This is a genomic window from Nonomuraea sp. NPDC049625, assembly GCF_040675285.1.
GTDB classification, from domain to species: Bacteria; Actinomycetota; Actinomycetes; order Streptosporangiales; family Streptosporangiaceae; genus Nonomuraea; species Nonomuraea angiospora_A.
On the sequence record NZ_JBFAOQ010000012.1, the window covers coordinates 260,786 to 281,962 of the forward strand.

A 21,177-nucleotide genomic window follows, 5' to 3' on the forward strand; every position below is an offset into this window, starting at 1 on the left:
GCCTCCCACAACGTTTGCGCTAGAGACTGCACCCGCCACGGTGACAAGTCAATACATCTCGGAAACTCTTGGCAAAGTTGCTGCAACACGACAGAATCACCTCAAACGGAGGAGGCCTTTTGAAGATCGTTGACGTTGCGCTGTACGCCGTCCCCGACCGCGGGCAGAACATGCTCCTCGTCGTGGTGGACACCGATGCGGGCATCTCCGGCTTGGGCGAGGTGGGAGTTCGTGTCTCTCCCGAGGTCAGCGGGGCCGTACTCGACCGCATGCGCGAGGTGCTGGTGGGCCAGGACGCCGACCGCATCGAGCACCTGTGGCAGACGATGGCGCGCGGCGACTTCTTCCCGGCCGACCGGTCGACCACGTGCGTGATCTCCGCGATCGACATCGCGCTGTGGGACCTGCTGGGCAAGGCGCACGACGCTCCGCTCTACCGGCTCATCGGCGGACGGGTGCGCGATCACGTGACGTGTTACACCCATGTGCACCCGGAGGGGTTCGACACCCAGGCGGTGATCGACAGCTGCCACCGGCTGGTCGAGGAGGGCTGGCGCTACCTGCGGCTGGTGGTGCCGACCTCGGGCGATGTCCTGGAGCCGCGCGAGGCCATGCGGGTGGCGATCGCCCAGTTCCATGCCGTACGGCAGGCGGTCGGCGACGACATCGAGCTCATCATCGACGCCCACACCCGGCTCGACCTGCCCGAGGCGGTCACCCTGTGCCGGGAGATCGAGCCGGCCCGGCCGTACTTCGTGGAAGATCCGCTGCGCTGTGAGAACCTGGACGCCTATCGCATGCTGCGGCTGCGCACCGGAGTGCCGCTCGCGGCGGGCGAGCAGCTCAGCTCCAAGTGGGAGTTCCGCGCGCTGATCGAGGACGAGCTCATCGACTACGCCCGCCTCGACCTGGGCATCGTCGGCGGCATCACGGAAGCACGCAAGATCGCCGGGCTGGCCGAGACGCACCACATCAAGATCGCCACGCACAACCCGCTGGGGCCCGTCTCCTCGGCCGCTGCCCTGCACTTCAACCTGACCTGCCCGAACTTCGGCGTGCAGGAGATGCCGCCGGGGCCGGTTCCGGCCGGTTTCGGCTTCGCCCCCGTACCCGTGGACGGCGTGCTCGTCGCCGACGAGCGGCCCGGACTGGGCCTGGACGTCGATCTGACGCTGCCGGCGGGGCAGGCGCCGGCCACCGGACGCACCCCCCGAGTGAACCGGCTCGACGGCGCCTTCACGAACTGGTGAGGTCAGCCGTATGTTCGGCGGGGAACGGAGTCCGGGCCGTCGAGGCCTGCCCGACCAGCGTGACGCGCTGGATCCAGCGGGCGCGGACACCCTCACGGGCGCTTCCTGGCCACTCCGGCGGTGCGCTCACCGGCTGGATGCCGGCCGCCTCCTGCGCCCGCGCCAGGAGCCCCCGCACCGTCGTTGGCTGACCGTCGCGCATGACGGCCGTCCACCGGGGAGAAGGGCCGAGGAGTTCGTCGCGGCGCAAGCGCGTGATGGGGCTGCCGCCAGTGCTGCTCGACGAGCTGTCATGTCCGCATCCATCGGGCGAACGGGGCGAGGCCTTGATCGGCTCCAGCAGCCCTCCGCTTTCGCACCGCCTCCCGTGGTGATCGACGTGGGCGGTGACGCCAAGGTGAAGGCGTTGATCGGCGGCTCCGCCGCGGGGCTCATCGGGCTCGTCTCGATCTTCGCCTCGTTCACCGGGCACCCGCCGGGCTCGCGCACCGCGGTCATGGAGCTGATCTTCGGGCTGATCTTCCTGTTCATCGGGCTGTTGCCGGTCCTCGCCTGGCGCAAGCTCAGCCGGCCGCGCCGGCTCGTCTTCGACGGCTTCGGCGTGCGCTGGGACGACCCCCAGGGCACGCCGTGGGCGGCCCCATGGAACGAACTGTCCGGGGTGAGCATCTCCCGTACGCAGCCGCGCCGGGTCAAGCCGACCGACTACCTGATCCGCAGGACGAAGGTCCGCATCGACCTCTTCCCCGCCGACCCGGGCTTCCGCGCGCGCCATCCGGACATGGAGCACCTTTGGGAGTTCCACAGGGTCACCAACGGCTACCGGCTCCCGCTGGGCTCGAACCCCAGGTACATCCCGGTCATCGAGCACGCCATGCGCCAGTACCGCCCGTCCATCTACCTGGGCATCCGCGACGGTCAGCGACCGCGAAGTGCTGCGTGACCACAAGTCCGTCCTCGACCCCGGGCCCGCCGCTGAGGAGCTGAAGTCCGGGACGCCGCCCGCCAAGGCCGTTTTAACTTGACTGCCGACGGTCCTGGGCCAGAAGCTAGGCGGACTCTTCGCCCGGCACCCTGGCGAGCGGCACACCGCGCAGGCTGATCAGTACCATCGCAACGCACCCGCAGGTGAGTGCGATGTCAGCGACGTTACCCACGAACGGGCCGTAGTCGATGAAGTCCACGACGTGCCCGCGGGCGAAGCCGGGCTCGCGGAAGAGCCGATCGCCTAGGTGAGACACCGCCCCGCCGAGCAGCATGCCCAGCACGAGCGCCCAGCCGGGGGAGGCCAGCCGACGCGCGGTGTAGAGAATGCCGACCACTGCGGCTGCCGCTGCCAGGGCGAACACCCATGTCGCGCCGGTGCCTACGGAGAACGCGGCGCCGGCGTTGTAAAGCAGCCGGAAGTGAATCAAAGGGGGGATCACGGCGACGCGCTCACTGTCGGACAGCGTGGAGACCGCCCAGAGCTTGGTGAGCTGGTCCACGACAAGGACCACCGCGGCCAGCATGAGCATCATGCCGTACAGCCGACTCGAACCCCGCTCTAACCGCATCATTCATGGCCTCCGTGCTGTTCAACCAATATTTTCCTGAGACTACTAGGGCGTCCTATGAGGCACCCATGCGGATGCTTCATGAGCGGTGAGGCATGCCCCGGGTCGAATGAGACCGAACAGCACCGACGTGATGGCGATCGGTCGGCATGTTCTCCGTGTACGGCTACCAGTTCGCGCCCCGGCACGCGGACATCTCCGACACTCAGCTGTGGTGGATCGACACGGCGATGCTGGAAAGTGGGCTGACCACCGGGACGCGCGCCACCAACGGCTGGGGCGCCTTCAACAGCCTGGGACTGTGCTACCGCAGGATGATCGGCGCGCAGCTGAACGTCGGCGAGTCCCGCCGCACCCGAGTGCTGAGCCGGCAGCCTTTCCCGTAGTTGAGAATGTCAGGCGTCCCGTCTGATTATGAGTCGGTTCGATTGGTGTCGCTCAGTGCCGCGGAGTGCCGTTTTCTATCGCTGGGGCCGGAATTCTCCCCGCCGTCGTGCCGGGAAGTGATGGTGGATGCTGCGCCGTACCGCGCGCGATGAGGCTCGAGTTTTCCGTCAGATCGAACCTACGGGTTATAGTCGCGGCCGGGTGAGTCATGAGAGGGATGCGAACCATCGCCCCGCCGCGTTCCAGTGCTCGACGGTGGGGAACCCGGATCGCCCGGCAAGGGGGGCGATATCGTCGATCGAGACGGTCGCCCAGGTGAACCAGTCGCCCGTGCGCCCGGCCTGGCGCAGCCGTACGGTGTGGACCCCGCTCTGTACACCCGGCGGCGAGAGTTCGGCGATCACCGTTCCTCCTGTCCTGACCAGTTCGCGCAGGCGCCGGAGGAGGGCTGCGGGGTCGCCGCCGATGCCGATGTTGCCGTCGGCCAGGAGCGCCTCGGCCCACCGCCCGGTTCCTGGAAGGGGTTCGAAGACGCACCTGCGCAGCGCCAGGCCGCCGGCGCGGCGGGTCAGCTCCACGGCCAGGGGTGTGATGTCGATGCCCAGGGCGGGAATCCCCATCCGGGTAAGCGCCACGGTCAGTCTGCCGGGTCCCGAACCGACATCGAGAGTGGGCCCGCAGCATCGGGCCAGAATGTGTTCGTCGCCCTCGTTGTACCGGAGCCAGCGCTCGGCGGAGAGCGACCGCGTTCGGCCGTCGGCATATTCAACGTATACGTTTCTGCCTTTGAGACCTTCTTCGTAGAAAGCGCCGATCACGCGACTCTTCCATTGTGGCGGAAGCTGGGAAAGAGGACTGCCGGAATGCTCACGCGACTGCTTGTGATCATGCAGTCACATTACCCCGGCAGGTCGGTGACGATCCTTACGAAGCTGTTAAGGACGGGGAGCCGCGACCGCCTGGCAAAACCGCGTCCATCATGCCCTCGGTGGAGTGTCAAAATATGGCAGAGCAGGGCAAGTCGCATGCTCTGCCGGGGACGCAGGGGGCCAGTGGCCCAAACCACGGGTTCGGCCATGAAGCCGTATTTCCGCGGACTCGAACTGGTCATTTCTCGGAACGACGTCATCTTTTCGTAAGAGAAAGGACGCTGTCGCCGCGTTAGCGTCGGCCCATGGAGATCGACGTGGTTCTGCCCTGCCTGAATGAGGAGGCGGCCCTGCCCTGGGTGCTCGGGCGGATGCCGCCCGGCTTCCGCCCGATCGTGGTCGACAACGGTTCGACCGACGGATCCGCGAGGGTCGCGGCGGAGTTCGGCGCGATGGTGGTGGCTGAGCCCCGGCCCGGATTCGGGGCCGCCTGCCACGCGGGGCTGACGGCCGCGACGGCGGACGTGGTGTGCTTCATGGACGCTGACGCGTCCCTCGATCCCGGGCAGTTGCCGCGCGTCGCGGGGCCGGTCCGGGCGGGTGAGGCCGATCTGGTCCTCGGTCGCCGCGTCCTTGGACCGGGCGCCTCCTGGCCGGTGCACGCCCGGCTCGGCAACGCCGTGCTGGCTCGCGAGCTGCGCCGCCGTACCGGTGCCGACCTGCACGACCTGGGGCCGATGCGGGCGTGCGGACGTGCCGCCCTGCTGGTCTTGGAGCTGGCGGACCGGCGGTTCGGCTATCCCCTGGAGATGGTGCTGCGCGCCGGTGCGGCCGGCTGGCGGATCGCCGAGGTCGAGGTGGACTATCTGGCCCGTACGGGGAGGTCGAAGGTGACCGGTACGGTACGCGGCACGCTCCGGACCATCGGTGACATGCGCCGGGTCATGGCCGACAGGGCGGTATGACGTGAGTTCACACCATATCGACGGCGCGCAACTTCTCGTGATCGCCAAGGAGCCCGTACCGGGAAAGGTGAAGACCCGCCTGACCCCGCCCTGCACTCCGCGCGAGGCCGCGGCACTGGCCGGCGCCGCGCTGGAGGACACGTTGCGGACGGTCGCCCGGGTTCCGGTGGCCCGCCGCGTGATCGCTCTCGACGGGGCTCCCGGGGCGTGGCTGCCCGCCGGGTTCACGGTCGTTCCGCAGCGCGGCGACGGCCTGGACGAACGGCTCGCCGCCGCCTTCGACGACGCCCACCGCCTGTCGCCCGCCCCGATCGTGCTCATCGGCATGGATACCCCGCAGGTGTCCGTCGGCCTGCTGGCTGAAGCCGTGTCGTTGCTCGGCGCCCACGACGCGGTGTTCGGCCCCGCGACGGACGGTGGGTTCTGGCTTCTCGGGCTGCGCGCCCCCGACCCCGATCTGCTGCTCGGCGTGCCGATGTCCGAGCCGACCACAGGAGAGATCCAGCTGAACAGACTGATTGAGGCCGGAATGAGCGTCGCCTGCCTGCCTTGCCTGACCGATGTGGACACCATGGAGGACGCGGTGGAGGTGGCCGCGCTGGCTCCCCACTCCCGATTCGCCGCCGCGCTCGCCGGAACGGCGGTGTTGTGATGACCCCTTATCGCGAGGTTAAGGTGCTGGTCACCGGCGCGGCCGGGTTCATCGGGAGCCATGTGACGGAGGCGCTGGAAGCGGCCGGACACGAGGTGGTTCGCCTCGACCTCAGGACCGGCGACGACGTGCGCGACGCCGCCACGCTCGACCGGTTGATGGCAGGGGTCGACGTCGTCGTGCACCAGGCGGCCAAGGTCGGGCTCGGCGTGAATGTGGCCGACCTGCCGGACTACGCCTCGGTCAACGTGTACGGTACGGCCGTGCTGCTCGCCGCGATGGCCCGGCACGAGGTCGGGCGGCTGGTGCTGGCCTCCTCGATGGTGGTCTACGGCGAGGGCGCCTACAACTGTCCGACGCACGGCCCGGGTACGGCCCGCGCCGCGTTCCGCCGCCGCCTTGGCACGCGGGCTCTTCGAACCTCGTTGCCCTCGGTGCGACTCGGAGGTGGTCTACGCCACCATCGATGAGGACGCGCCGGCGGATCCCCGCAACGCGTACGCCACCAGCAAGCTGGCGCAGGAGCATCTGGCCGCCAACTGGGCGCGCGAGACCGGCGGCACGGCCGTCGCGTTGCGGTACCACAACGTGTACGGGCCCAGGATGCCCCGGGACACGCCGTACTCCGGGGTGGCGGCGATCTTCCGGTCCGCGCTGGAGGCCGGTCGAGCACCCAGGGTGTTCGAGGACGGCGGGCAGTTGCGGGATTTCGTCCACGTCCGCGACGTCGCTCGTGCGAACGTCGCCGCGCTCTCCGGCGGCCGGCCGGGCCTGCTGGCCGCGTACAACATCGCCAGCGGGGAGCCGCACAGTGTCGGTGACATGGCCGTGGCACTGGCCACGCACCATGGCGGGCCGGAGCCGGTGACGACGGGGGAGTACCGGCTGGGCGACGTCCGCCACATCGTGGCCGCTCCGCACAAGGCGGGTGCGGAGCTCGGCTTCCACTCCCGGATCGGGTTCGACGAGGGGATGAAGGAATTCGCCACCGCACCACTGGCTTGCCCGGCGTGACCTGCCGCGCGGCGGGAACGGCCGTCCTGCTGGCCGCCCTTGTCGGCACGCTCGCGCTGGCGATCGGCGGGGACGTCGTTCCCGCCGATCGCCACGGCCTGTTCTGGCCGTACGCGCTCGCGTGGGCGTTCTTCTGCGCGGCGACGTGGGCTGTGCGCGGGCTGCCGACGCGCCAGGCGATGTGCCTGGTGATCGTCGGAGGGATCGCCGTGACCGCCACCGGCCTCCTCGCTCCGCCCGCCACCAGCACCGACTCCTACCGCTACGCCTGGGACGGACGGGTGCAGGCCGCGGGCATCTCGCCCTACGATCACGCCCCGGCCGATGCGGCGCTGGCGCCGCTGCGCGACCTCTGGCTCTTCCCCCGCGGCGCCGGCTGCGAAGGGCCCGATCGTTACCCGATCCACTCCGGAGATCCGGTCACGTCGTGCACGCGGATCAACCGCCCCGGAGTGCACACGATCTATCCGCCCCTCGCGGAGGCGTACTTCCTCCTGGTACACGGACTCTCGCCCGAAGGGGCACGGCACAAGCCGCTGCAGATCGGCGGTGCGCTCCTGGCGTTCGCGACCTCGGCAGTGCTGCTGATCACGCTCAGCCGCCGAGCCGGCACCCGGGCCAACGCTCCGGCGTACACCGCCTGCTACGCGTGGTGTCCCGCCGTCCCGCTCGAACTGGTGAACAACGCCCACGTCGACGCGCTCGGCGTCCTGCTCGCCGTCATCGCCCTGACCACGGTGAACAGGCACAGGGTCCTCGGCGGAACGCTGCTCGGCGCGGCGACCGCCGCCAAGCTGCTGCCCGCCGTCACCGTCCCCGGAGCGCTCTCCGGGGTCCTCGCGACCGGCGGAAAGACGCCGGCGCGCCGGATGCTCGACATCCTGGCCGTCCTCGGCCCCGCCGCTCTCGTCGTGGCGCTCGCCTACCTGCCGTACGTGCTCGCCTCGCGCGGCTCGGTACTCGGATACTTCTTCGGTTACTTGACCGAGGAGGGCTACGACGACGCCGGCAGCAGGGACCGGTACGCGTTGCTGAGACTGGTCCTCCCCGACTCGTGGGCGTTCCCCGCGGCCCTCGTCATCCTCGGGATCGCGATCTTCCACGTACTCCGCCACGGTGACGCGGACCGGCCGTGGCAGGGCGCCCTGCTGGTGACCGGGGTGGGGTTCCTCGTGTTCACGCCCGGCTATTCCTGGTACGCCGTACTGGTCGTCGCGCTGGTCGCCCTCGACGGCCGGTGGGAGTGGCTCGGCGTCCCGCTGGCGAGCGGCGCGGCGTACATGAGCACTGGCTCCGGGACCATCGCCTACGCCCTCGCCGCGCTGGCGGTGGCCGCCGGGCTTGTCGCACGCGCGATCCGTCCCTCACCCGGCAGCGCGTACGGCGCCCCGAGATTGCGAAGAGCGGCGGGACATTGCCGAATGGGTGCCGGGGCGTGGCTTTGGAAGGACCGTTTCCGGTAAGGAGACCGAACAGCCGACATGGGGATTTCGGGGGGATCGGTGCCGGATGCGTCGCGGGGGCGCGATCGTGAGGTCAAGCCCGACAAGAAGGGCGGCCGCCTGGCCGCGCGCCTCAGGGGGTGGAGCGGGCCGCCCGGGCCGTTCCGGCCGGAGTTCTGGCGCAGCCCGCTCCGCGGTCCCTGGCTGACCTCGGTGCTCGGACTGATCCTGCTGGCCGGGATCACCCTCGTCGCGATCACCGGGCTGGTGTCGTACGCCGCCTACGAGCCTCGCCTGCCGGGCAACGACACCACCCCCGGCAGGGGCCTGCTGGGCTTCTATCTGTTCGACTGGCCCACGGACCCGGTCTGGTTGTACCGGGTCACCCAGGGCGCGCACGTCGTCGGCGGGCTGACACTGGTGCCGATCCTGCTGGCCAAGCTCTGGTCGGTCATCCCCAAGCTGTTCTCCTGGCCGCCCGCCCGTTCCGTGGCGGAGGCCGTCGAGCGGGCCAGCCTGCTGCTCCTGGTCGGCGGCGCGGTATTCCAGTTCGTGACCGGGATCCTCAACATCCAGCTCTTCTACGTCTTCCCGTTCTCCTTCTACCCGGCCCACTTCTATGGCGCATGGATCTTCCTGGCCGCCTTCGTCGTCCACGTCGTCATCAAGCTGCCCCGCGTCATCCACACCCTGCGGACGTACGGCCTGCGCGACTACCTGCGCCTCCCTGTGGCGGACACCCGCCCGGAGCCGCCGGACCCCGATGGCCTGGTCGCCGTTGACCCGGCGCCCCCCACGATGTCCAGGCGCGGCCTGCTGGCCTTCGCCGGCGGCGGCTCGCTGGTCATGTTCGGCCTGTCCGTCGGCCAGTGCGTCGACGGGCCGTTGCGCCGTACCGCGCTGCTCGCTCCCCATGGCCGCCTCTACGGGACGGGCCCCAACGACTTCCAGGTCAACAAGACAGCGGCGAGCCTCGGCGTCACAGCAGCCCGGACCGGCGATTCCTGGCGGCTGGCACTCGTCGGGCCACACCGGACGGAACTCTCCCGCGCGGACCTGCTGGCGATGCCTCTGCACACCTACGCCTTGCCGATCGCCTGCGTGGAAGGCTGGTCGACCGTCCAGACCTGGACCGGCGTACGGCTGGCCGATCTCGCCCGCCTCGCCGGCATCCGGGCCGGCTCGACAGGCGTCACCGCCAGGTCGCTGCAACGTGGGGGCTATTTCGGTCAGGCCTCGCTCAGCGCCGCGCAGGTCGCCGACCCGCGCTCGCTGCTGGCGCTGCGGGTCAACGGCGCCGACCTGTCCCTCGACCACGGATACCCGGCGCGGGTCATCGTCCCCAACGCTCCCGGCGTGCACAACACGAAGTGGGTGCGCGAGCTCGACTTCACCCAAGGGCGATCTTGAACGGCCGCAGCCGGTGGGCAAGGACCTACGGCGCCCCTTCGTGGCACCTGCTCGTACTCGCCCTCTGTTTTCTGGTCGCCGGTTACGCCGTCACCCGGGTGGTCGACGTGGGGATCTGGCCGGGCTTTCTGGTGTGGTTCGTGGGGGCCGTCATCCTCCACGACTTGGTGCTGTTCCCTCTCTACTCCGCCGCCGACCTGGCCGCCCGGTCCGCCACCGCCCGTACCCGTCGCCGTCGTCGTACGGCTGCTCGGCGCCGGCCTCGGCCGACGGGGCGGCGGCCGGCTCCGATCAACCACCTGCGCGTGCCGACCGCGTTCTCGGGTCTGCTGCTGCTGGTGTGGTCCCCACTCATCCTGCGCGGTGCCGAGCCCAACTACCGGGCGGCGGTCGGTTTGAGCACCATCCCTTACCTCAACCGATGGATTCTGGTCACCCTGGTGCTCTTCGCCGCCTCAGCACTGCTCTACGTGCTGCGACGCCTGGCCGCGGGGCGGGCCGGCCGTTGAGCGCCCGGCCGATCGGCGACTACGCGATGTTGTCGGACTGCCGGTCCGCCGCGCTGGTCACGTCCGACGGCTCCGTCGACTGGCTGTGCCTGCCGCGTTTCGACAGCCCGGCGATTCTCGCCCGGCTGCTGGACGAAGAGGCCGGCTTCTGGGCGATCCGGCCGGCATGTCCGGCCGAGGTGACCCGTCGGTACGTCGAGGACACCCTTGTGCTGGAGACCACGTTCCGGACGCGCGACGGCACTCTGGTGCTCCTGGACGCTCTCGCGCTGGGCCGTGGCGAACGTGGGCACGCGCTGGGCACGTCATCCCCTGGCCTGCTCCTTCGCCGGCTCGCCTGCACCGAAGGGCGGGTGTCCGTGGAGATCGTGTATGCGCCCCGGCCCGAGTTCGGGCTCGTCCGCCCGCTGATGCAACCGGTCCGCGGCGGCCTGATCGCCCGTGGAGGCGCCGACGTGCTCACCCTGTCCAGCCCGGTGGAGTTCCGGACCGGCGGCTCGGTCGCGGACGCCGCTCTCACCCTGCGCGCGGGACAGAACGTCGGCCTGGCCCTGCAGGCCGGCCGGGCCTGGGCGCCCGACCCGCCGCGCCGTACCTCCTGGGCCGTCGCGCGCCGGATCCGCGACACCGTCGCGGGATGGCGCTCCTGGTCACGCGGGCACGCCGACTACGAGGGACCCTGGCGCCGGCAGGTCAACCACGGCGGCCGGGTTCTGCGCGCGATGACCTACGCCCCGACGGGGGCCATGGTGGCCGCGGCCACCACCTCCCTGCCGGAAAGCATCGGCGGGGAGCGTAACTGGGACTACCGCTACACATGGGTCCGCGATGCCAGCTTCACCCTGCACGCCCTGAACACGGCCACCTGCGAGGAGGAGGAAACCGCCTTCTTCACCTTCCTGTCCCGCGCATGCGCGACCCAGGTCGACGCGGACCCGGACCTGCAGATCATGTACGGCATCGGCGGCGAGCGCGACCTGAGCGAACGGCGGCTACCGCATCTGCGGGGGTGGCGGGACAGCGCCCCCGTGCGGGTCGGCAACGACGCCTGGCGCCAGCGTCAGCTCGACGTGTACGGCGAACTGCTCGACGCCGCCCACCAGACCTATCGGGACATCGGCCCGTTCGACCCCCTCACCCGCTCGCTGCTGATCGGAGTGGCCGAGACCGCCGCGCGCCGCTGGCAGGAGCCGGATCAGAGCCTCTGGGAGGTCCGTGGTCCCAGCCGGCACTTCACGCACTCCAAGCTGATGTGCTGGGTTGGACTGGACAGGGCGATCACCCTGGCCCCGGTGCTGGGGGCCGCCTCCCGGGTCGCCGACTGGACGCGCGTCCGAGACGAGATCCATGCCGCGATCCTGACCCGCGGATGGAACGAGCAGGCGGGTGCTTTCACCCAGACGTTCGGCGGCACCCAGGTCGACGCCGCCACCCTGATGATGCCCCTGGTCGGATTCCTGCCGCCGGACGACCCGAGAATCCGCTCCACCGTGCAGGCCGTCGCCACCCGGCTGACCGACGCGAGCGGGCTGGTGTACCGCTACCGTTCCGCCGACGGGCTGGCCGACCGGGAGGGCCCGTTCCTGCTGTGCACCTTCTGGCTCGCTCACGCGCTGGCCCTCACCGGTCAGGACGCCGAGGCCAGGCGGGCGTTCGAGACCGCCGCCTCCTGCGCCAACGATGTCGGCCTGCTCAGCGAAGAGATGGACCCCACCACAGGAGAGGCGATCGGCAACTACCCTCAGGCCCTCAGCCACATTGGCCTGATCAACGCCGCCCGCGCCATCGGGGACGCCCGGCGTTGAGGTCTCCCGGCACCTCAACGAAACGGTCACGCTCAACGGGCATGACCGCCACGGTTGGGAGACCAAGCGTGATGCCCTCCACCATCCGAGAGCGAACAAGGCCGTGGTGGTGATAATTCGTTGAGCAAAGATCGCTAAGCGGCGCGAAAATTTCTGGAAGTGAACGCCAGCAACCCGACCGATACAAGCAGGACCCCGTTCGCGGTGCTCGCAATTACCGGTCCCGCGATCTCTCCCAACACCCCATCGCCATCTTGCTGGCCGGCCGGGAACTGCACCTTGGAGCATGGCATGTGAGGGGTGTGACAGCCGCGGCCCTGCTCGCGTTGTACCAGCAGTTCCTCATCCGCCGGCGCGGTCGTACGGAATGTTTGAAAGCGTTTGCGAACAACAACTACGTCGGCATGGTGATCTTCGTCGGTATCGCGCTCGAGTACCTTTTCCGGAGCTGACGGCGGAAGCGTCGTCCTTAACCTCGGCTATTCGTGCGCCCTGTCCGGTGCCAGAACTCCAGGCTTGGCTTGTGCTGTTTCGAACAGGCCGGACCGGGCCGATCGGGCGGTGCCGGCTGCACTGGCGAGGCTGTTACCCGCTCGCCTTCGACTGCATCGCATCGTGGCGCCCGGCACGCTGCTTGCCAGGCGTCGCAGGCTGGTCAAGACGCCCAGCGGGCATCGGACAGGTCCGATCAATCCACACATCTCGGGCCACGACGAAAGCGGGACGAACGACGATAAATCATCATCAGATGCCCACTTACAGCCAGTCGTGTTCGCGTGCGTACCGCGCCGCCTCGTGGCGGGTCCGGGTCTGGGTTTTCTGCATCGCGTTCGAGAGATAGTTGCGCACCGTGCCCTCCGCCAGATGGAGTTGGGCGGCGATGTCGGCGGCCGAGTAGCCTTCGCCGGTCGCCCGCAGCACGTCGATCTCGCGGTCGGTGAGCGGGCAGTCGTCGACGAGGGCGAGGGCGGAGACATCCGGGTCGATCCATCGCTTGCCCTCGTGCAGGGTCTTGATGACCGAAACGATGTGCGCCGGTTCCGCGGACTTGCTGACGAAGCCCTGGACGCCGAGCTTGAGCGCCTTGCGGAGCACGCCGGGCCTGGCATGGCGGGTCAGCATGAGGACTATTTGGTCTGGCCGCGCCTGACGGATCTCCGTGACGGCGCCGAGCCCGTCCACACCGGGCATCTCCAGATCGATGACGAGCACGTCGGGCCGGTGCAGCAGTGTGGCCTGTACCGCCGCCTCGCCGTCTCCCGATTCGGCGAGCACGGTGATCTCGCCCTCGAGCGGGAGCAGTGACGCCAGCGCCTTGCGGAGGAGGGCTTCGTCGTCGGCGAGTACCACGGTGGTCATTGGTTCTCCTGTGCTTCGGAACGTCGGTGCGGGAATGCCGCGGTCGTCAGGAAGCGCCCGTCTTTCTGTTCCTTCGTCAGCTCGGTTCCGTTGGCCATCCCTCGTTCCCTGAGGGTAGCGAGGCCCCGGAGGGCGGGAAGCGGAGCCTCCTGCGGGCCGTCGTCGATGACGGCGATGCCCGGCTGGGGGCCGTACCTGCTCGGTCTGCACGTGCCGCAGGATGTTGGTGGTCGTCTCCCGGAGGACCTGGCCGGGCAGTTCGCCTGCGTGTGGGGCGACCTCGGCCTTTCGGTCGACGCGTACGCGGATCTCCCGGAGTTCCTCCTCGGCCTGTTCGGCGTCGGCGCGCACCAGCTTCCGGGCCGGCGCGGTCGGCTTCACCACGTGTGGCCCTGGATGTCGTGAAGATTGCCGGCGAACCGCATACGCTCAGCGCGCTCATGCATCACGGGTGGCTCTTCACCGGGCGGGCTCATGGGTCCTCAGCCGGGTGCTGTGTGCCGGGGATGAGCGGTCATGTCGGCCGTCGGCAGAATGCGCGGGGGTCTGGTGTCCATGTGTGGGCTCTCCGGGATCGAACGGCAGAGTCCGCCAGTATTCTTCCCGTCCCATGGCGGCACCAGTGACACCACGTCATGCGTTCACGCCAAGGATGTCATGGCGAGGTCATGACGTGGTCGCACTGGGAGATACGTGCGGCGATGGCTGAGATCGACGGTATGTCCTCGACACCAGTCATCGACGTCCACCGTCTGAACCTCACCTACGGCGACTTCCGCGCCGTGCGGGATCTGTCCTTCCAGGTGCGGCGCGGGGAGTTCTACGCTCTGCTCGGCACGAACGGGGCGGGGAAGACCTCAACCCTGGAGACCATCGAAGGCCACCGCACGCCCACTTCGGGCACCGTACGGGTCTTCGGGCAGAGCCCGCGCGACCGGCTGGCGGTGCGGCCCCGGATGGGCATCATGCTGCAGGAGAGCGGATTCTCGCCGGATCTGACGGTGCGGGAATCGCTCCGGCTGATCGGAAACCTCACCCAGCGCATCGACACGGTCGAACGCGTGCTCGGCATCGTCGACCTCACCCGCAAGGCCGGCACCAAGGTGTCCCAGCTCTCCGGCGGCGAGAAGCGGCGTCTGGACTTCGCCACCGCCGTGTACGGAGCGCCTGAGCTGATCTTCCTGGACGAGCCCACCACCGGCTTGGACATCCAGTCCCGGGACGACCTGTGGGACGCGGTGGACCGGCTGCGCGAAGACGGATCCACCATCGTTCTCACCACGCACTACCTGGAAGAGGCTCAGCAGCGTGCCGACCGCATCGGGCTCATGCACAAAGGCACCTTCCACCGGGAAGGGACCGTCTCCGAACTGACGCGTACCCTGCCCGCCGCCATCCGCTTCTCCCTGCCGGCCCCCGCACCCGCGCTGCCCCTGCAGGCCACGCGCGAGGGTGACGGGAAGTACCTCATCGAGACCTTCGCCCTGCAGAAGGACCTGCACACCCTGCTCCGCTGGGCTCAGGACCACGCGGTGGAGCTGCGGGACCTCCAGGCCGGGCCGACCCGGCTCGACGACGTCTTCCGCGCGCTCGGCAGCGACCGGCCCACTCCCTGAATTTCCAAGAAAAGGACCTTCGCCATGCTCTCGATCGCTCTCAGCGAGCTGGTTCAGATCTTCCGGAACCGGCTGGTTCTGGTCACCGGCCTTGTCATGCCCGTGGCGGTCAGCGCGTTCTTCATCTCCCGGCACGAGGTGTTCGCGGCTCTGGGCAGTCTCGGATACATCGCGGCGGTGGTGCTGTTCACGGTGGCGGCGTTCACGCTGTACACCACCACGGTGACCACGCTGGCCTCGCGCCGGCAGAACCTCTTCCTCAAGCGGCTGCGCTCCACCGCGGCGGGCGACACCGGCATCCTCTTGGGGCTGCTGCTCCCGGTCACCGCCATCTCGCTGGTCCAGGCCGCCGTGATCATGACCGTGCTGGGCGCGGTCACGGGCGCGCCGGACAACGTACTTCTCCTGGCGGCGGCCGTCGTCGCGACGATGATCATGATGCTGGGGCTGGCACTGGCCACCGCTGGAGTGACGAACTCCCCGGAGCACGCGCAGGTGACCACGCTGCCCATCGCCATCGGCACCATCGTCGTGGCCAGTTGGGTGGGGATCGCCGGCACCGAGGATCTCACGCTGCTCAAGCGGCTGCTTCCCGGCGGCTCGGCCGCCGAACTGGTCGTCAACGCCTGGAACGGCGGCGTACCGATCGCTGACTCGCTGATTCTGCTGGCACCCACGCTGAGCTGGGTCGTCGTCGCCGTCGCGCTGGCTTCCCGGAGCTTCCGCTGGGAGCCGCGCCGATGACGTCCGGGTTCGTCCATACACAGTGCCGTTCGTCATGTTATGAGGAGGAACGGGATCGCGAGCCCGGCGGGAAGGCGATCGAGGTCGCGGTCTCGCGCCTGGCCGGCACCAGCCCGGACAAGCGCCGCGGCGTGCTGCTGACCAACAGCGGCGGGGCTGGGCCGGCCTTCCCGGCCATCCCGCGGGATCTGGGGCTGCCGCGGAGCGTGCTGGACAGCTATGACGTGATCGGGATGGACCCGCGGGGTGTCGGCCACAGCACCCCGGTGACCTGTGGTCTGAAGCCGGAGCAGCCGGCTCTCCGGCCGCCCCTCGCGTGGTCGGCCAAGGTCCGCGAGCGTGCGAAGGAGCTCGAGAACGGCAGCTGGGGCGCCGCGGCCGTGAACACGCAGTGACGCGCACCGCCGCGGCGAGTGCTGCCGCCAGTGTCGCCGTGATCACGGCGGTCACCTGAGTTCCACGCGATGCCGAACGGCGGCGCCGCACCCGATGCGGTCTCGCGGTGACGTCATGACGCGGTGTCACTGGTGCCGCCGTGGAGCAGGAAGAATACTGGGCAGACGCTGCTGTTCGACCCCGGAGAGCCCTCATGTCAGACCAGCGCGCCCGGCGTGGTCGGCCACGGTCCTACGGCGTGAAAGGACTGGCCTCGACGGTGTCGAAGAGAGGGCCGATGCTCGGGTCGTCCTGGCGGCCGGGCTCGACGGACCGGCCGCAGCCCCTGGCGTCACCGAAGTGAGCACCGAAGTAAGCACCGGAGCGGGGCACGGTCCGCGTGAAGCCGCCTGTCCCGATCACTCCACGTTCGCGAGCTCGCTCTCGAAGCGCCTGCGCAGCGCGTCCTTCTCGGGCTCCGGCAGCCAGCACGCCTCCACCCCGGCCAGCGCCATCGCCCGCAACCGCTCATCCGGTACGGCGAGCTGTTCGGAGAGGATCCGATACTCGTTCGCCAGCGACGTCGGGAACATCCCCGGGTCGTCGGAAGCGGGGATGACGTTGAGCCCGGCATCCAGCATCGCCGCGATCGACGCCCGCCGCCACGGCCGCCACGAGCGCCGCGACGTGGTCGAGATGACGGTGAACGGGATCTGCTCGTCCCGCACCCTGGCGACGACCTCGTCGTCCTCGAGCACGAAGTAGCCGTGGTCGATCCGGTCGCAGCCGAGCACGTCGAGGCAGGTGACCGTGTTGACGGCGACGGGCGCGTGCTCGGAGGAGTGCGCGGTACGGCGCAGCCCGGCCTCACCGGCGAGCCGGAAGGCGGCCTCGAACCGTTCCGGCGGCCCGGCGGTCTCCAGGTTGTCCAGCCCGATCCCCGCCACGTAGTCGTGCGGGTTGTCCACGACCGTGCGCACCCAGGAGAGCGCCTCGTCTCCCGACCTGCTCCGGTCGACGGCCGCGATGAGCCGGCCCGACATGCCGAAGTCGCGTTCGGCCATCCTGATGCCCTCGGCGTACGCTTCGACCACCGTGGCGTAGCCGAGCTTCTCCTGATGCTCGGTCAGCGCGTCGAAGGAGACCTCGAGATGCCTGGTCGCGCTGGTCCGGTGGGCGTCCTCGAACGCCTCGTAGGTGATCCTGGTGAGATCGTCGGCGTCGCGCAGGACCTGCAGAACCCACGAGGACACCTGGAACAGCGAGTAGGAGACCTCGGGCTCGTCCGCGCTCCTGCCCTGCGGCACCGGGATCCGGGTGTCCAGGTAGAGCGCGGGGTCCGGCGGCAGCGAGTTCACGTCCGCGTAGATCCGCTCGGGCGTGTCGGGCAGGTCGAGCCCCTCCCGCCGGGCCAGCTCGGCGAACGTCGAGGCGCGTACGGTGCCGATGAGGTGGCAGTGCAGATCGACCTTGGGCATCAGGTCAAGGTTCACTTGCCGGCCACCTCGCGGGTGAAGCGGTCGACCCAGGTGGTGCGGGTGTCGACGAGCTGGGCGGGGTCGAGGGTCTTGAACCCGGCGGCCACCGGGTCCTTCGCCGCCTCGCCCGTCACCTTGGCGATGTCGGCCGGGATCTCGGCCTTCGGGTTCGTGGGCAGGTCACCGGCGGCCTTCGCCATGGCGCTCTGCGCCTCGGCCGACAGCATGTAGTCGATGAACTTCGCCGCTCCCTGCGCGTTGCGCGCACCCTTGGGGATCATCGCCCGGTTGGTGGCCATGTAACGGCCCTTGTCGGGCGCCGTCCAGGCGATCGGCTCGCCCGAGGTGACGAGCTTGGTGGCGAAGCCGCTCAGCGCGTCGGCGGCGACGATCTCGCCCTGGGTCAGCAGGTTCGTGACCTCGGTCGAGGAGGTGTAGAACTGCAGGACGTTCGGCGCCCAGCCGGACAGGGTCTTCAGCGAGGTGTCGATGTCGTAGGGGCCCTTGCCGTACGACTCGCCAACCCCCGAAATCATGAGTTGTCCGGCGGTCACCGAAATATCGGGAAGCGCGACCTTTCCCTTGTTCGCCGCGTTCGCGAACAGCTCCCAGTCGGCGGCCTGCTTCTGGCTGAGCTTGCCGGTGTTGTAGATGATCCCGTTGAGCTGGTGCGTGTAGGCCGGCCCCTCGTAGGAGCCCTCGGTCGCGAACGGCGCGAGCTGCTTCATGTTGGGCACGTCGACCTTCTGGAAGAGGCCGTCCTTCTGCCCGAGCGCGGCGAAGTAGTCCGAGATCAGCACCACGTCCGCCTCCGGCTCACCCTTGGCGAGCTTCAGCTTCGACAGCCGGTCGGAGTTGGACCCGGTGTCCAGCTCGACCTTGATCCCGGTCTGCTTGCTGAACGGAGCGACGACCGCCTGCTCGAACTCCTTCACACCGAAGGGGAAGGTGCTGACGACGATGGTGTTCTGATCGGCCTGCTTCTCGGCGGAGCCGGAGCCGGAACATCCGGCTGCGGCGAGCACCGTCAGAGCAGCGGCCAGTACGGCGCGGCGCGTGGGCATGGGGTCGTTCCTTCTTTCAGCGGGGGAGTGGAACCAGATGGTCTTCGGGCGCGATCACCGTGACGCCCGATCCGGGCGTCAGGGCCGCGCCGCTGCGTACGTCGGCGAGCAGCCTGACGGTCGCGCCCGACGGGTCGACCACGTCGAGCGAGACCAGGAGGTCGACGCCGCGGAAGGCCACGTCGACCACCGTGCCGTCGAGGCCGTGACCAAGGCCGGCGCCCTTCTCCGCGATGCGCAGATGCTCGGGCCGGATGGTCAGCGGCGTGCCGTCGGCCGCGGTGAGGAAGTTCTCGTAGCCGAGGAACTCGGCCACGAAACGGTCGGCGGGACGGGGGAAGACCTGCTGGGGAGTGCCCTGCTGCACGATCCTGCCCTCGTTCATGATGACCATCTCGTCGGACATCTCCAGCGCCTCGTCCTGGTCGTGGGTGACGAGGATGACGGTCAGCTTCGTCTCCGCCTGGATGCGCCTGATCTCGGCCCGCATCTGGACGCGCAGGCGGGCGTCGAGGTTGGACAGCGGCTCGTCGAGCAGCAGGAGCTTGGGCCTGATCGCGATCGCCCTGGCCAGCGCCACCCGCTGCTGCTGCCCGCCGGAGAGCTTCTTCGGCTTGCGGTCGGCCAGGTGCGCGAGCCCGACGAGGTCGAGCGTCTCCATGACCCGCGTACGTCTCTCCGCGGCCGGCGCCTTGCGCAGCCTGAGCCCGTACCCGACGTTGTCGGCCACCGTCATGTGCGGGAACAGCGCGTACGACTGGAAGACCATCCCGAGATCGCGCTTCTCCGGCGGCGTGCGCGTGCTGTCGACCCCGTCGATGCGGATCGTCCCCGACGTCGGTGCGGAGTAGCCCGCGATCATCCTGAGCGTGGTGGTCTTGCCGCAGCCGCTCGGGCCCAGCAGCGTCGTCAGCCTCCCCGCCGGCACGGCGAGGTCGATCTCGTCGACGGCGGTGAAGGAGCCGAACCTCTGGGTGACTTTGATCAGCTCGGCGGCGGCGGTCATTGGTTGATCCCTCCGAAGATCTTGGCGAATCCGACCGTGCGCTCGGCGATCACCGCGATGACCACGGTGGCGGCCAGGATGAGGGTGGAGGCGGCGGCCACCATCGGGTCGTACGACTGCTGCACGTAGTCGAGCATCGTCACCGGCAGCGTCCGGAAGTCGCGTCCCTGCAACAGCAGCGACAACGGCACGTTGTTGAACGACGTCACCATGCTGAGCAGCCCGGCGGAGAAGATGCCCGGACGCAGGACGGGCAACGTCACGTTGAAGAACGCGCGCAGCGGCGAGGCGCCGAGGCCCCGGGCGGCCTCCTCCAGCGCGGGGTCGGCCAGCGCGAGCGAGGCGCCGGTGACGCGCACCGCATACGGCAGCATCAGCGCCGTGTGCCCGACCAGCAGGGTGCTGAAGTTGTCCAGGTCCAGGCCGACCATCAGCTGCTGGAACAGCGCGAGGCCGACGACCAGCTCCGGGACGATGAGCGGCGACAGGAACAACCCCTCGACCAGGCCCTTGCCGGGCAGCTTGCCACGGTGGACGGCGAGCGTGACGGGCACGCCGAGCACCAGCGCGAGCGCGGTGGCGAGCACGGCGAGCTCCAGGCTGGAGAGCGCGGCCTCGATGAACGGCTCGTAGCCGAGCGCCTCGTCGAACCAGCGCAGCGAGATCCCGTCGGGCGGGAACCTCAAGGTGCTTCCGGCGGTGAAGGCCGTGGCGACCACGAAGATGATCGGCACGATCATGATGACGTAGCCGATGACCGCGAGCGCCGCCGTGATCGGCCGCTTCATGAGGTGGCCCCCTTCCGCCCGATCAGCGAGGACAGCCCGGAGACCAGGAAGACCAGGACCGTCATGATGAGCGCTGTCGCCGAGGCGGAGGCCCAGTCGACCGTGGTGCTCGCGTAGTTGAACAGCTGCGTGGACAGCATCCGCTGGCTGGACCCGCCGAGCAGGTAGGGCGTGGTGTACGCGGTGACGGACCCGGCGAAGACCAGGGTGGCGGCCACCACGATGCCCGGCATGGTCAGCGGGATGACGACGTTCCACATCGTCCGGCTCCGGCTCGCGCCGAGCCCGCGCGAGGCGTCGTCCAGGCCGGGATCGACCTGCGCGACGGCCGAGTAGCAGGAGATGATCGCCAGCGGCAGGAACAGCTGGGTGAGGCCGAGGACGATCGCCAGCTTGGTGTAGAGCAGCTGCGGCGCCACGTCGACGATGCCGAGCTGGACGAGCAGCCGGCCGAGCGCCCCCTTGGAGCCGAGGATCACCAGCCAGCCGAACGTCCTTACCACGTTGCTCAGCATCAATGGGAAGATCGCCACTGCCAGGAAGACCCCGCTCCAGCGTGACGGCGAGCGGGCCAGCCAGTAGGCGATGGGGAAGCCGAGGACGACGCAGATGATCGTGACAGCCAGGGCCAGCCCGACCGTGCGCCCGATCACCTCCAGGTCGTACGGATCCGTCAGCATCCTGCCCAGACGCGTGAAGATCTCGCCGGTCGGCACGTCCGGGGGCGCGAAGAGCATCGCCGCGGAGGGGATGAGGAACCCCGCGACGAGAAGGACGAGACCAGGCACCAGCAGAAGGGCCGATTTGGGGGAGATGTCGGCGTCCTTTCTCCGTGGCGTACGCTTACTGGAACCGGTTGCGGAACCGGTTGCATGAGCCTGACCATAG

At 69.3% G+C, this 21,177-nt stretch carries 25 protein-coding genes; 16 read left to right on the plus strand and 9 right to left on the minus strand.

The features are described 5' to 3' along the window. Positions 1-119: 119 nt before the first annotated feature. Positions 120-1,250: a mandelate racemase/muconate lactonizing enzyme family protein gene (locus AB0J87_RS41795; protein WP_363975570.1), complete on the plus strand. Its 1,131-nt coding sequence runs from the start codon at positions 120-122 to the stop codon at positions 1,248-1,250. On the opposite strand, the gene AB0J87_RS41800 is transcribed toward AB0J87_RS41795, so the two are convergent. Beyond that, a complete protein-coding gene (locus AB0J87_RS41800; RefSeq protein WP_363975572.1) occupies positions 1,237-1,500 on the minus strand; it encodes a hypothetical protein in 264 nt (87 codons plus the stop codon). The genes AB0J87_RS41795 and AB0J87_RS41800 overlap by 14 nt on opposite strands. 120 nt (positions 1,501-1,620) lie before the next feature. Here AB0J87_RS41800 and AB0J87_RS41805 point away from each other — a divergent pair, with 120 nt between their 5' ends. Then, positions 1,621-2,193 carry a hypothetical protein gene (locus AB0J87_RS41805; RefSeq protein ID WP_363975575.1) on the plus strand — a complete coding sequence of 191 codons (573 nt, stop codon included), beginning with the start codon at positions 1,621-1,623 and terminating at the stop codon, positions 2,191-2,193. 106 nt (positions 2,194-2,299) lie between these two features. Here the strand turns inward: AB0J87_RS41805 and AB0J87_RS41810 are convergent, their stop codons facing one another. Further along, positions 2,300-2,770, minus strand: coding sequence for a signal peptidase II (locus tag AB0J87_RS41810; RefSeq protein ID WP_363975577.1), 471 nt, complete (start codon positions 2,768-2,770; stop codon positions 2,300-2,302). 185 nt (positions 2,771-2,955) lie between these two features. Here AB0J87_RS41810 and AB0J87_RS41815 point away from each other — a divergent pair, with 185 nt between their 5' ends. Continuing rightward, positions 2,956-3,192: a hypothetical protein gene (locus AB0J87_RS41815; protein WP_363975580.1), complete on the plus strand. Its 237-nt coding sequence runs from the start codon at positions 2,956-2,958 to the stop codon at positions 3,190-3,192. Positions 3,193-3,399: 207 nt separating this feature from the next. On the opposite strand, the gene AB0J87_RS41820 is transcribed toward AB0J87_RS41815, so the two are convergent. Further along, on the minus strand, positions 3,400-4,011 hold the full coding sequence (locus AB0J87_RS41820; protein ID WP_363975582.1) for a methyltransferase domain-containing protein: 612 nt from the start codon (positions 4,009-4,011) through the stop codon (positions 3,400-3,402). 356 nt (positions 4,012-4,367) lie between these two features. On the opposite strand from AB0J87_RS41820, the gene AB0J87_RS41825 reads away from it, so the two are divergent. The 9 genes from AB0J87_RS41825 (at position 4,368) to AB0J87_RS41865 (ending at position 12,311) form a co-directional block, all read left to right on the plus strand. Beyond that, a complete protein-coding gene (locus tag AB0J87_RS41825) occupies positions 4,368-5,027 on the plus strand; it encodes a glycosyltransferase family 2 protein (protein WP_363975585.1) in 660 nt (219 codons plus the stop codon). A gap of 1 nt (position 5,028) precedes the next feature. Then, positions 5,029-5,679 carry a TIGR04282 family arsenosugar biosynthesis glycosyltransferase gene (locus AB0J87_RS41830; protein ID WP_355199716.1) on the plus strand — a complete coding sequence of 217 codons (651 nt, stop codon included), beginning with the start codon at positions 5,029-5,031 and terminating at the stop codon, positions 5,677-5,679. Then, positions 5,679-6,149, plus strand: coding sequence for an NAD-dependent epimerase/dehydratase family protein (locus tag AB0J87_RS41835; RefSeq protein WP_363975588.1), 471 nt, complete (start codon positions 5,679-5,681; stop codon positions 6,147-6,149). Before AB0J87_RS41830 ends, AB0J87_RS41835 begins: the two co-directional genes overlap by 1 nt. Beyond that, the gene (locus tag AB0J87_RS41840) at positions 6,127-6,693 is read left to right on the plus strand and encodes an NAD-dependent epimerase/dehydratase family protein (protein WP_363975591.1); all 567 of its coding nucleotides are present in this window, start codon (positions 6,127-6,129) and stop codon (positions 6,691-6,693) included. Before AB0J87_RS41835 ends, AB0J87_RS41840 begins: the two co-directional genes overlap by 23 nt. Beyond that, positions 6,690-8,156: a glycosyltransferase 87 family protein gene (locus AB0J87_RS41845; RefSeq protein WP_363975594.1), complete on the plus strand. Its 1,467-nt coding sequence runs from the start codon at positions 6,690-6,692 to the stop codon at positions 8,154-8,156. Before AB0J87_RS41840 ends, AB0J87_RS41845 begins: the two co-directional genes overlap by 4 nt. A gap of 18 nt (positions 8,157-8,174) precedes the next feature. Beyond that, complete coding sequence (locus AB0J87_RS41850; RefSeq protein WP_363975597.1) at positions 8,175-9,545, plus strand: molybdopterin-dependent oxidoreductase; 1,371 nt, start codon at positions 8,175-8,177, stop codon at positions 9,543-9,545. Continuing rightward, on the plus strand, positions 9,542-10,054 hold the full coding sequence (locus tag AB0J87_RS41855; RefSeq protein WP_363975600.1) for a hypothetical protein: 513 nt from the start codon (positions 9,542-9,544) through the stop codon (positions 10,052-10,054). Before AB0J87_RS41850 ends, AB0J87_RS41855 begins: the two co-directional genes overlap by 4 nt. Further along, positions 10,051-11,859 carry a glycoside hydrolase family 15 protein gene (locus AB0J87_RS41860; protein ID WP_363975603.1) on the plus strand — a complete coding sequence of 603 codons (1,809 nt, stop codon included), beginning with the start codon at positions 10,051-10,053 and terminating at the stop codon, positions 11,857-11,859. Before AB0J87_RS41855 ends, AB0J87_RS41860 begins: the two co-directional genes overlap by 4 nt. Before the next feature lie 254 nt (positions 11,860-12,113). After that, positions 12,114-12,311: a hypothetical protein gene (locus tag AB0J87_RS41865; protein ID WP_363975606.1), complete on the plus strand. Its 198-nt coding sequence runs from the start codon at positions 12,114-12,116 to the stop codon at positions 12,309-12,311. A gap of 304 nt (positions 12,312-12,615) precedes the next feature. On the opposite strand, the gene AB0J87_RS41870 is transcribed toward AB0J87_RS41865, so the two are convergent. Further along, a complete protein-coding gene (locus AB0J87_RS41870; protein WP_363975609.1) occupies positions 12,616-13,218 on the minus strand; it encodes a response regulator transcription factor in 603 nt (200 codons plus the stop codon). Between the two features lie 165 nt (positions 13,219-13,383). On the opposite strand from AB0J87_RS41870, the gene AB0J87_RS41875 reads away from it, so the two are divergent. The 4 genes from AB0J87_RS41875 to AB0J87_RS41890 all read left to right on the plus strand — a co-directional run bounded on the left by AB0J87_RS41875 (position 13,384) and on the right by AB0J87_RS41890 (position 15,973). Beyond that, positions 13,384-13,623: a hypothetical protein gene (locus AB0J87_RS41875; RefSeq protein WP_363975612.1), complete on the plus strand. Its 240-nt coding sequence runs from the start codon at positions 13,384-13,386 to the stop codon at positions 13,621-13,623. 314 nt (positions 13,624-13,937) lie between these two features. Continuing rightward, a complete protein-coding gene (locus tag AB0J87_RS41880; RefSeq protein WP_363975615.1) occupies positions 13,938-14,834 on the plus strand; it encodes an ABC transporter ATP-binding protein in 897 nt (298 codons plus the stop codon). Positions 14,835-14,858: 24 nt separating this feature from the next. Next, positions 14,859-15,578 carry an ABC transporter permease gene (locus AB0J87_RS41885; protein ID WP_363975618.1) on the plus strand — a complete coding sequence of 240 codons (720 nt, stop codon included), beginning with the start codon at positions 14,859-14,861 and terminating at the stop codon, positions 15,576-15,578. Continuing rightward, positions 15,575-15,973, plus strand: a complete 399-nt coding sequence (locus AB0J87_RS41890) for a hypothetical protein (protein WP_363975621.1) — start codon at positions 15,575-15,577, stop codon at positions 15,971-15,973. The genes AB0J87_RS41885 and AB0J87_RS41890 overlap by 4 nt, the downstream gene beginning before the upstream one ends. Positions 15,974-16,372: 399 nt before the next feature. Here the strand turns inward: AB0J87_RS41890 and AB0J87_RS41895 are convergent, their stop codons facing one another. From AB0J87_RS41895 to AB0J87_RS41915, 5 genes are read right to left on the minus strand one after another with little or no spacing between them, the layout of a single operon-like run. Continuing rightward, entirely contained in the window at positions 16,373-17,446 is a 1,074-nt protein-coding gene (locus AB0J87_RS41895) for a hypothetical protein (RefSeq protein ID WP_363975623.1), read from the minus strand. Then, the gene (locus AB0J87_RS41900; RefSeq protein WP_363975626.1) at positions 17,443-18,495 is read right to left on the minus strand and encodes a polyamine ABC transporter substrate-binding protein; all 1,053 of its coding nucleotides are present in this window, start codon (positions 18,493-18,495) and stop codon (positions 17,443-17,445) included. Before AB0J87_RS41900 ends, AB0J87_RS41895 begins: the two co-directional genes overlap by 4 nt. A 16-nt stretch (positions 18,496-18,511) precedes the next feature. Then, positions 18,512-19,501 (minus strand): ABC transporter ATP-binding protein, encoded by a 990-nt coding sequence (locus AB0J87_RS41905; protein WP_363975629.1) that lies wholly within the window; start codon positions 19,499-19,501, stop codon positions 18,512-18,514. Beyond that, positions 19,498-20,289, minus strand: a complete 792-nt coding sequence (locus tag AB0J87_RS41910; protein ID WP_350736038.1) for an ABC transporter permease — start codon at positions 20,287-20,289, stop codon at positions 19,498-19,500. Before AB0J87_RS41910 ends, AB0J87_RS41905 begins: the two co-directional genes overlap by 4 nt. Next, the gene (locus AB0J87_RS41915; protein ID WP_363975633.1) at positions 20,286-21,077 is read right to left on the minus strand and encodes an ABC transporter permease; all 792 of its coding nucleotides are present in this window, start codon (positions 21,075-21,077) and stop codon (positions 20,286-20,288) included. The genes AB0J87_RS41910 and AB0J87_RS41915 overlap by 4 nt, the downstream gene beginning before the upstream one ends. Between the last annotated feature and the right edge of the window lie 100 nt (positions 21,078-21,177).

Bases quoted from the DNA above. Each gene is read 5' to 3' on its own strand.
- AB0J87_RS41810 (WP_363975577.1), bottom strand. From the start codon at position 2,770: ATGATGCTCATGCTGGCCGCGGTGGTCCTTGTCGTGGACCAGCTCACC.
- AB0J87_RS41815 (WP_363975580.1), top strand. From the start codon at position 2,956: ATGTTCTCCGTGTACGGCTACCAGTTCGCGCCCCGGCACGCGGACATC.
- AB0J87_RS41825 (WP_363975585.1), top strand. From the start codon at position 4,368: ATGGAGATCGACGTGGTTCTGCCCTGCCTGAATGAGGAGGCGGCCCTG.
- AB0J87_RS41835 (WP_363975588.1), top strand. From the start codon at position 5,679: ATGACCCCTTATCGCGAGGTTAAGGTGCTGGTCACCGGCGCGGCCGGG.
- AB0J87_RS41850 (WP_363975597.1), top strand. From the start codon at position 8,175: ATGGGGATTTCGGGGGGATCGGTGCCGGATGCGTCGCGGGGGCGCGAT.
- AB0J87_RS41870 (WP_363975609.1), bottom strand. From the start codon at position 13,218: ATGACCACCGTGGTACTCGCCGACGACGAAGCCCTCCTCCGCAAGGCG.
- AB0J87_RS41875 (WP_363975612.1), top strand. From the start codon at position 13,384: ATGACGGCGATGCCCGGCTGGGGGCCGTACCTGCTCGGTCTGCACGTG.
- AB0J87_RS41880 (WP_363975615.1), top strand. From the start codon at position 13,938: ATGTCCTCGACACCAGTCATCGACGTCCACCGTCTGAACCTCACCTAC.
- AB0J87_RS41885 (WP_363975618.1), top strand. From the start codon at position 14,859: ATGCTCTCGATCGCTCTCAGCGAGCTGGTTCAGATCTTCCGGAACCGG.
- AB0J87_RS41890 (WP_363975621.1), top strand. From the start codon at position 15,575: ATGACGTCCGGGTTCGTCCATACACAGTGCCGTTCGTCATGTTATGAG.
- AB0J87_RS41900 (WP_363975626.1), bottom strand. From the start codon at position 18,495: ATGCCCACGCGCCGCGCCGTACTGGCCGCTGCTCTGACGGTGCTCGCC.
- AB0J87_RS41905 (WP_363975629.1), bottom strand. From the start codon at position 19,501: ATGACCGCCGCCGCCGAGCTGATCAAAGTCACCCAGAGGTTCGGCTCC.
- AB0J87_RS41910 (WP_350736038.1), bottom strand. From the start codon at position 20,289: ATGAAGCGGCCGATCACGGCGGCGCTCGCGGTCATCGGCTACGTCATC.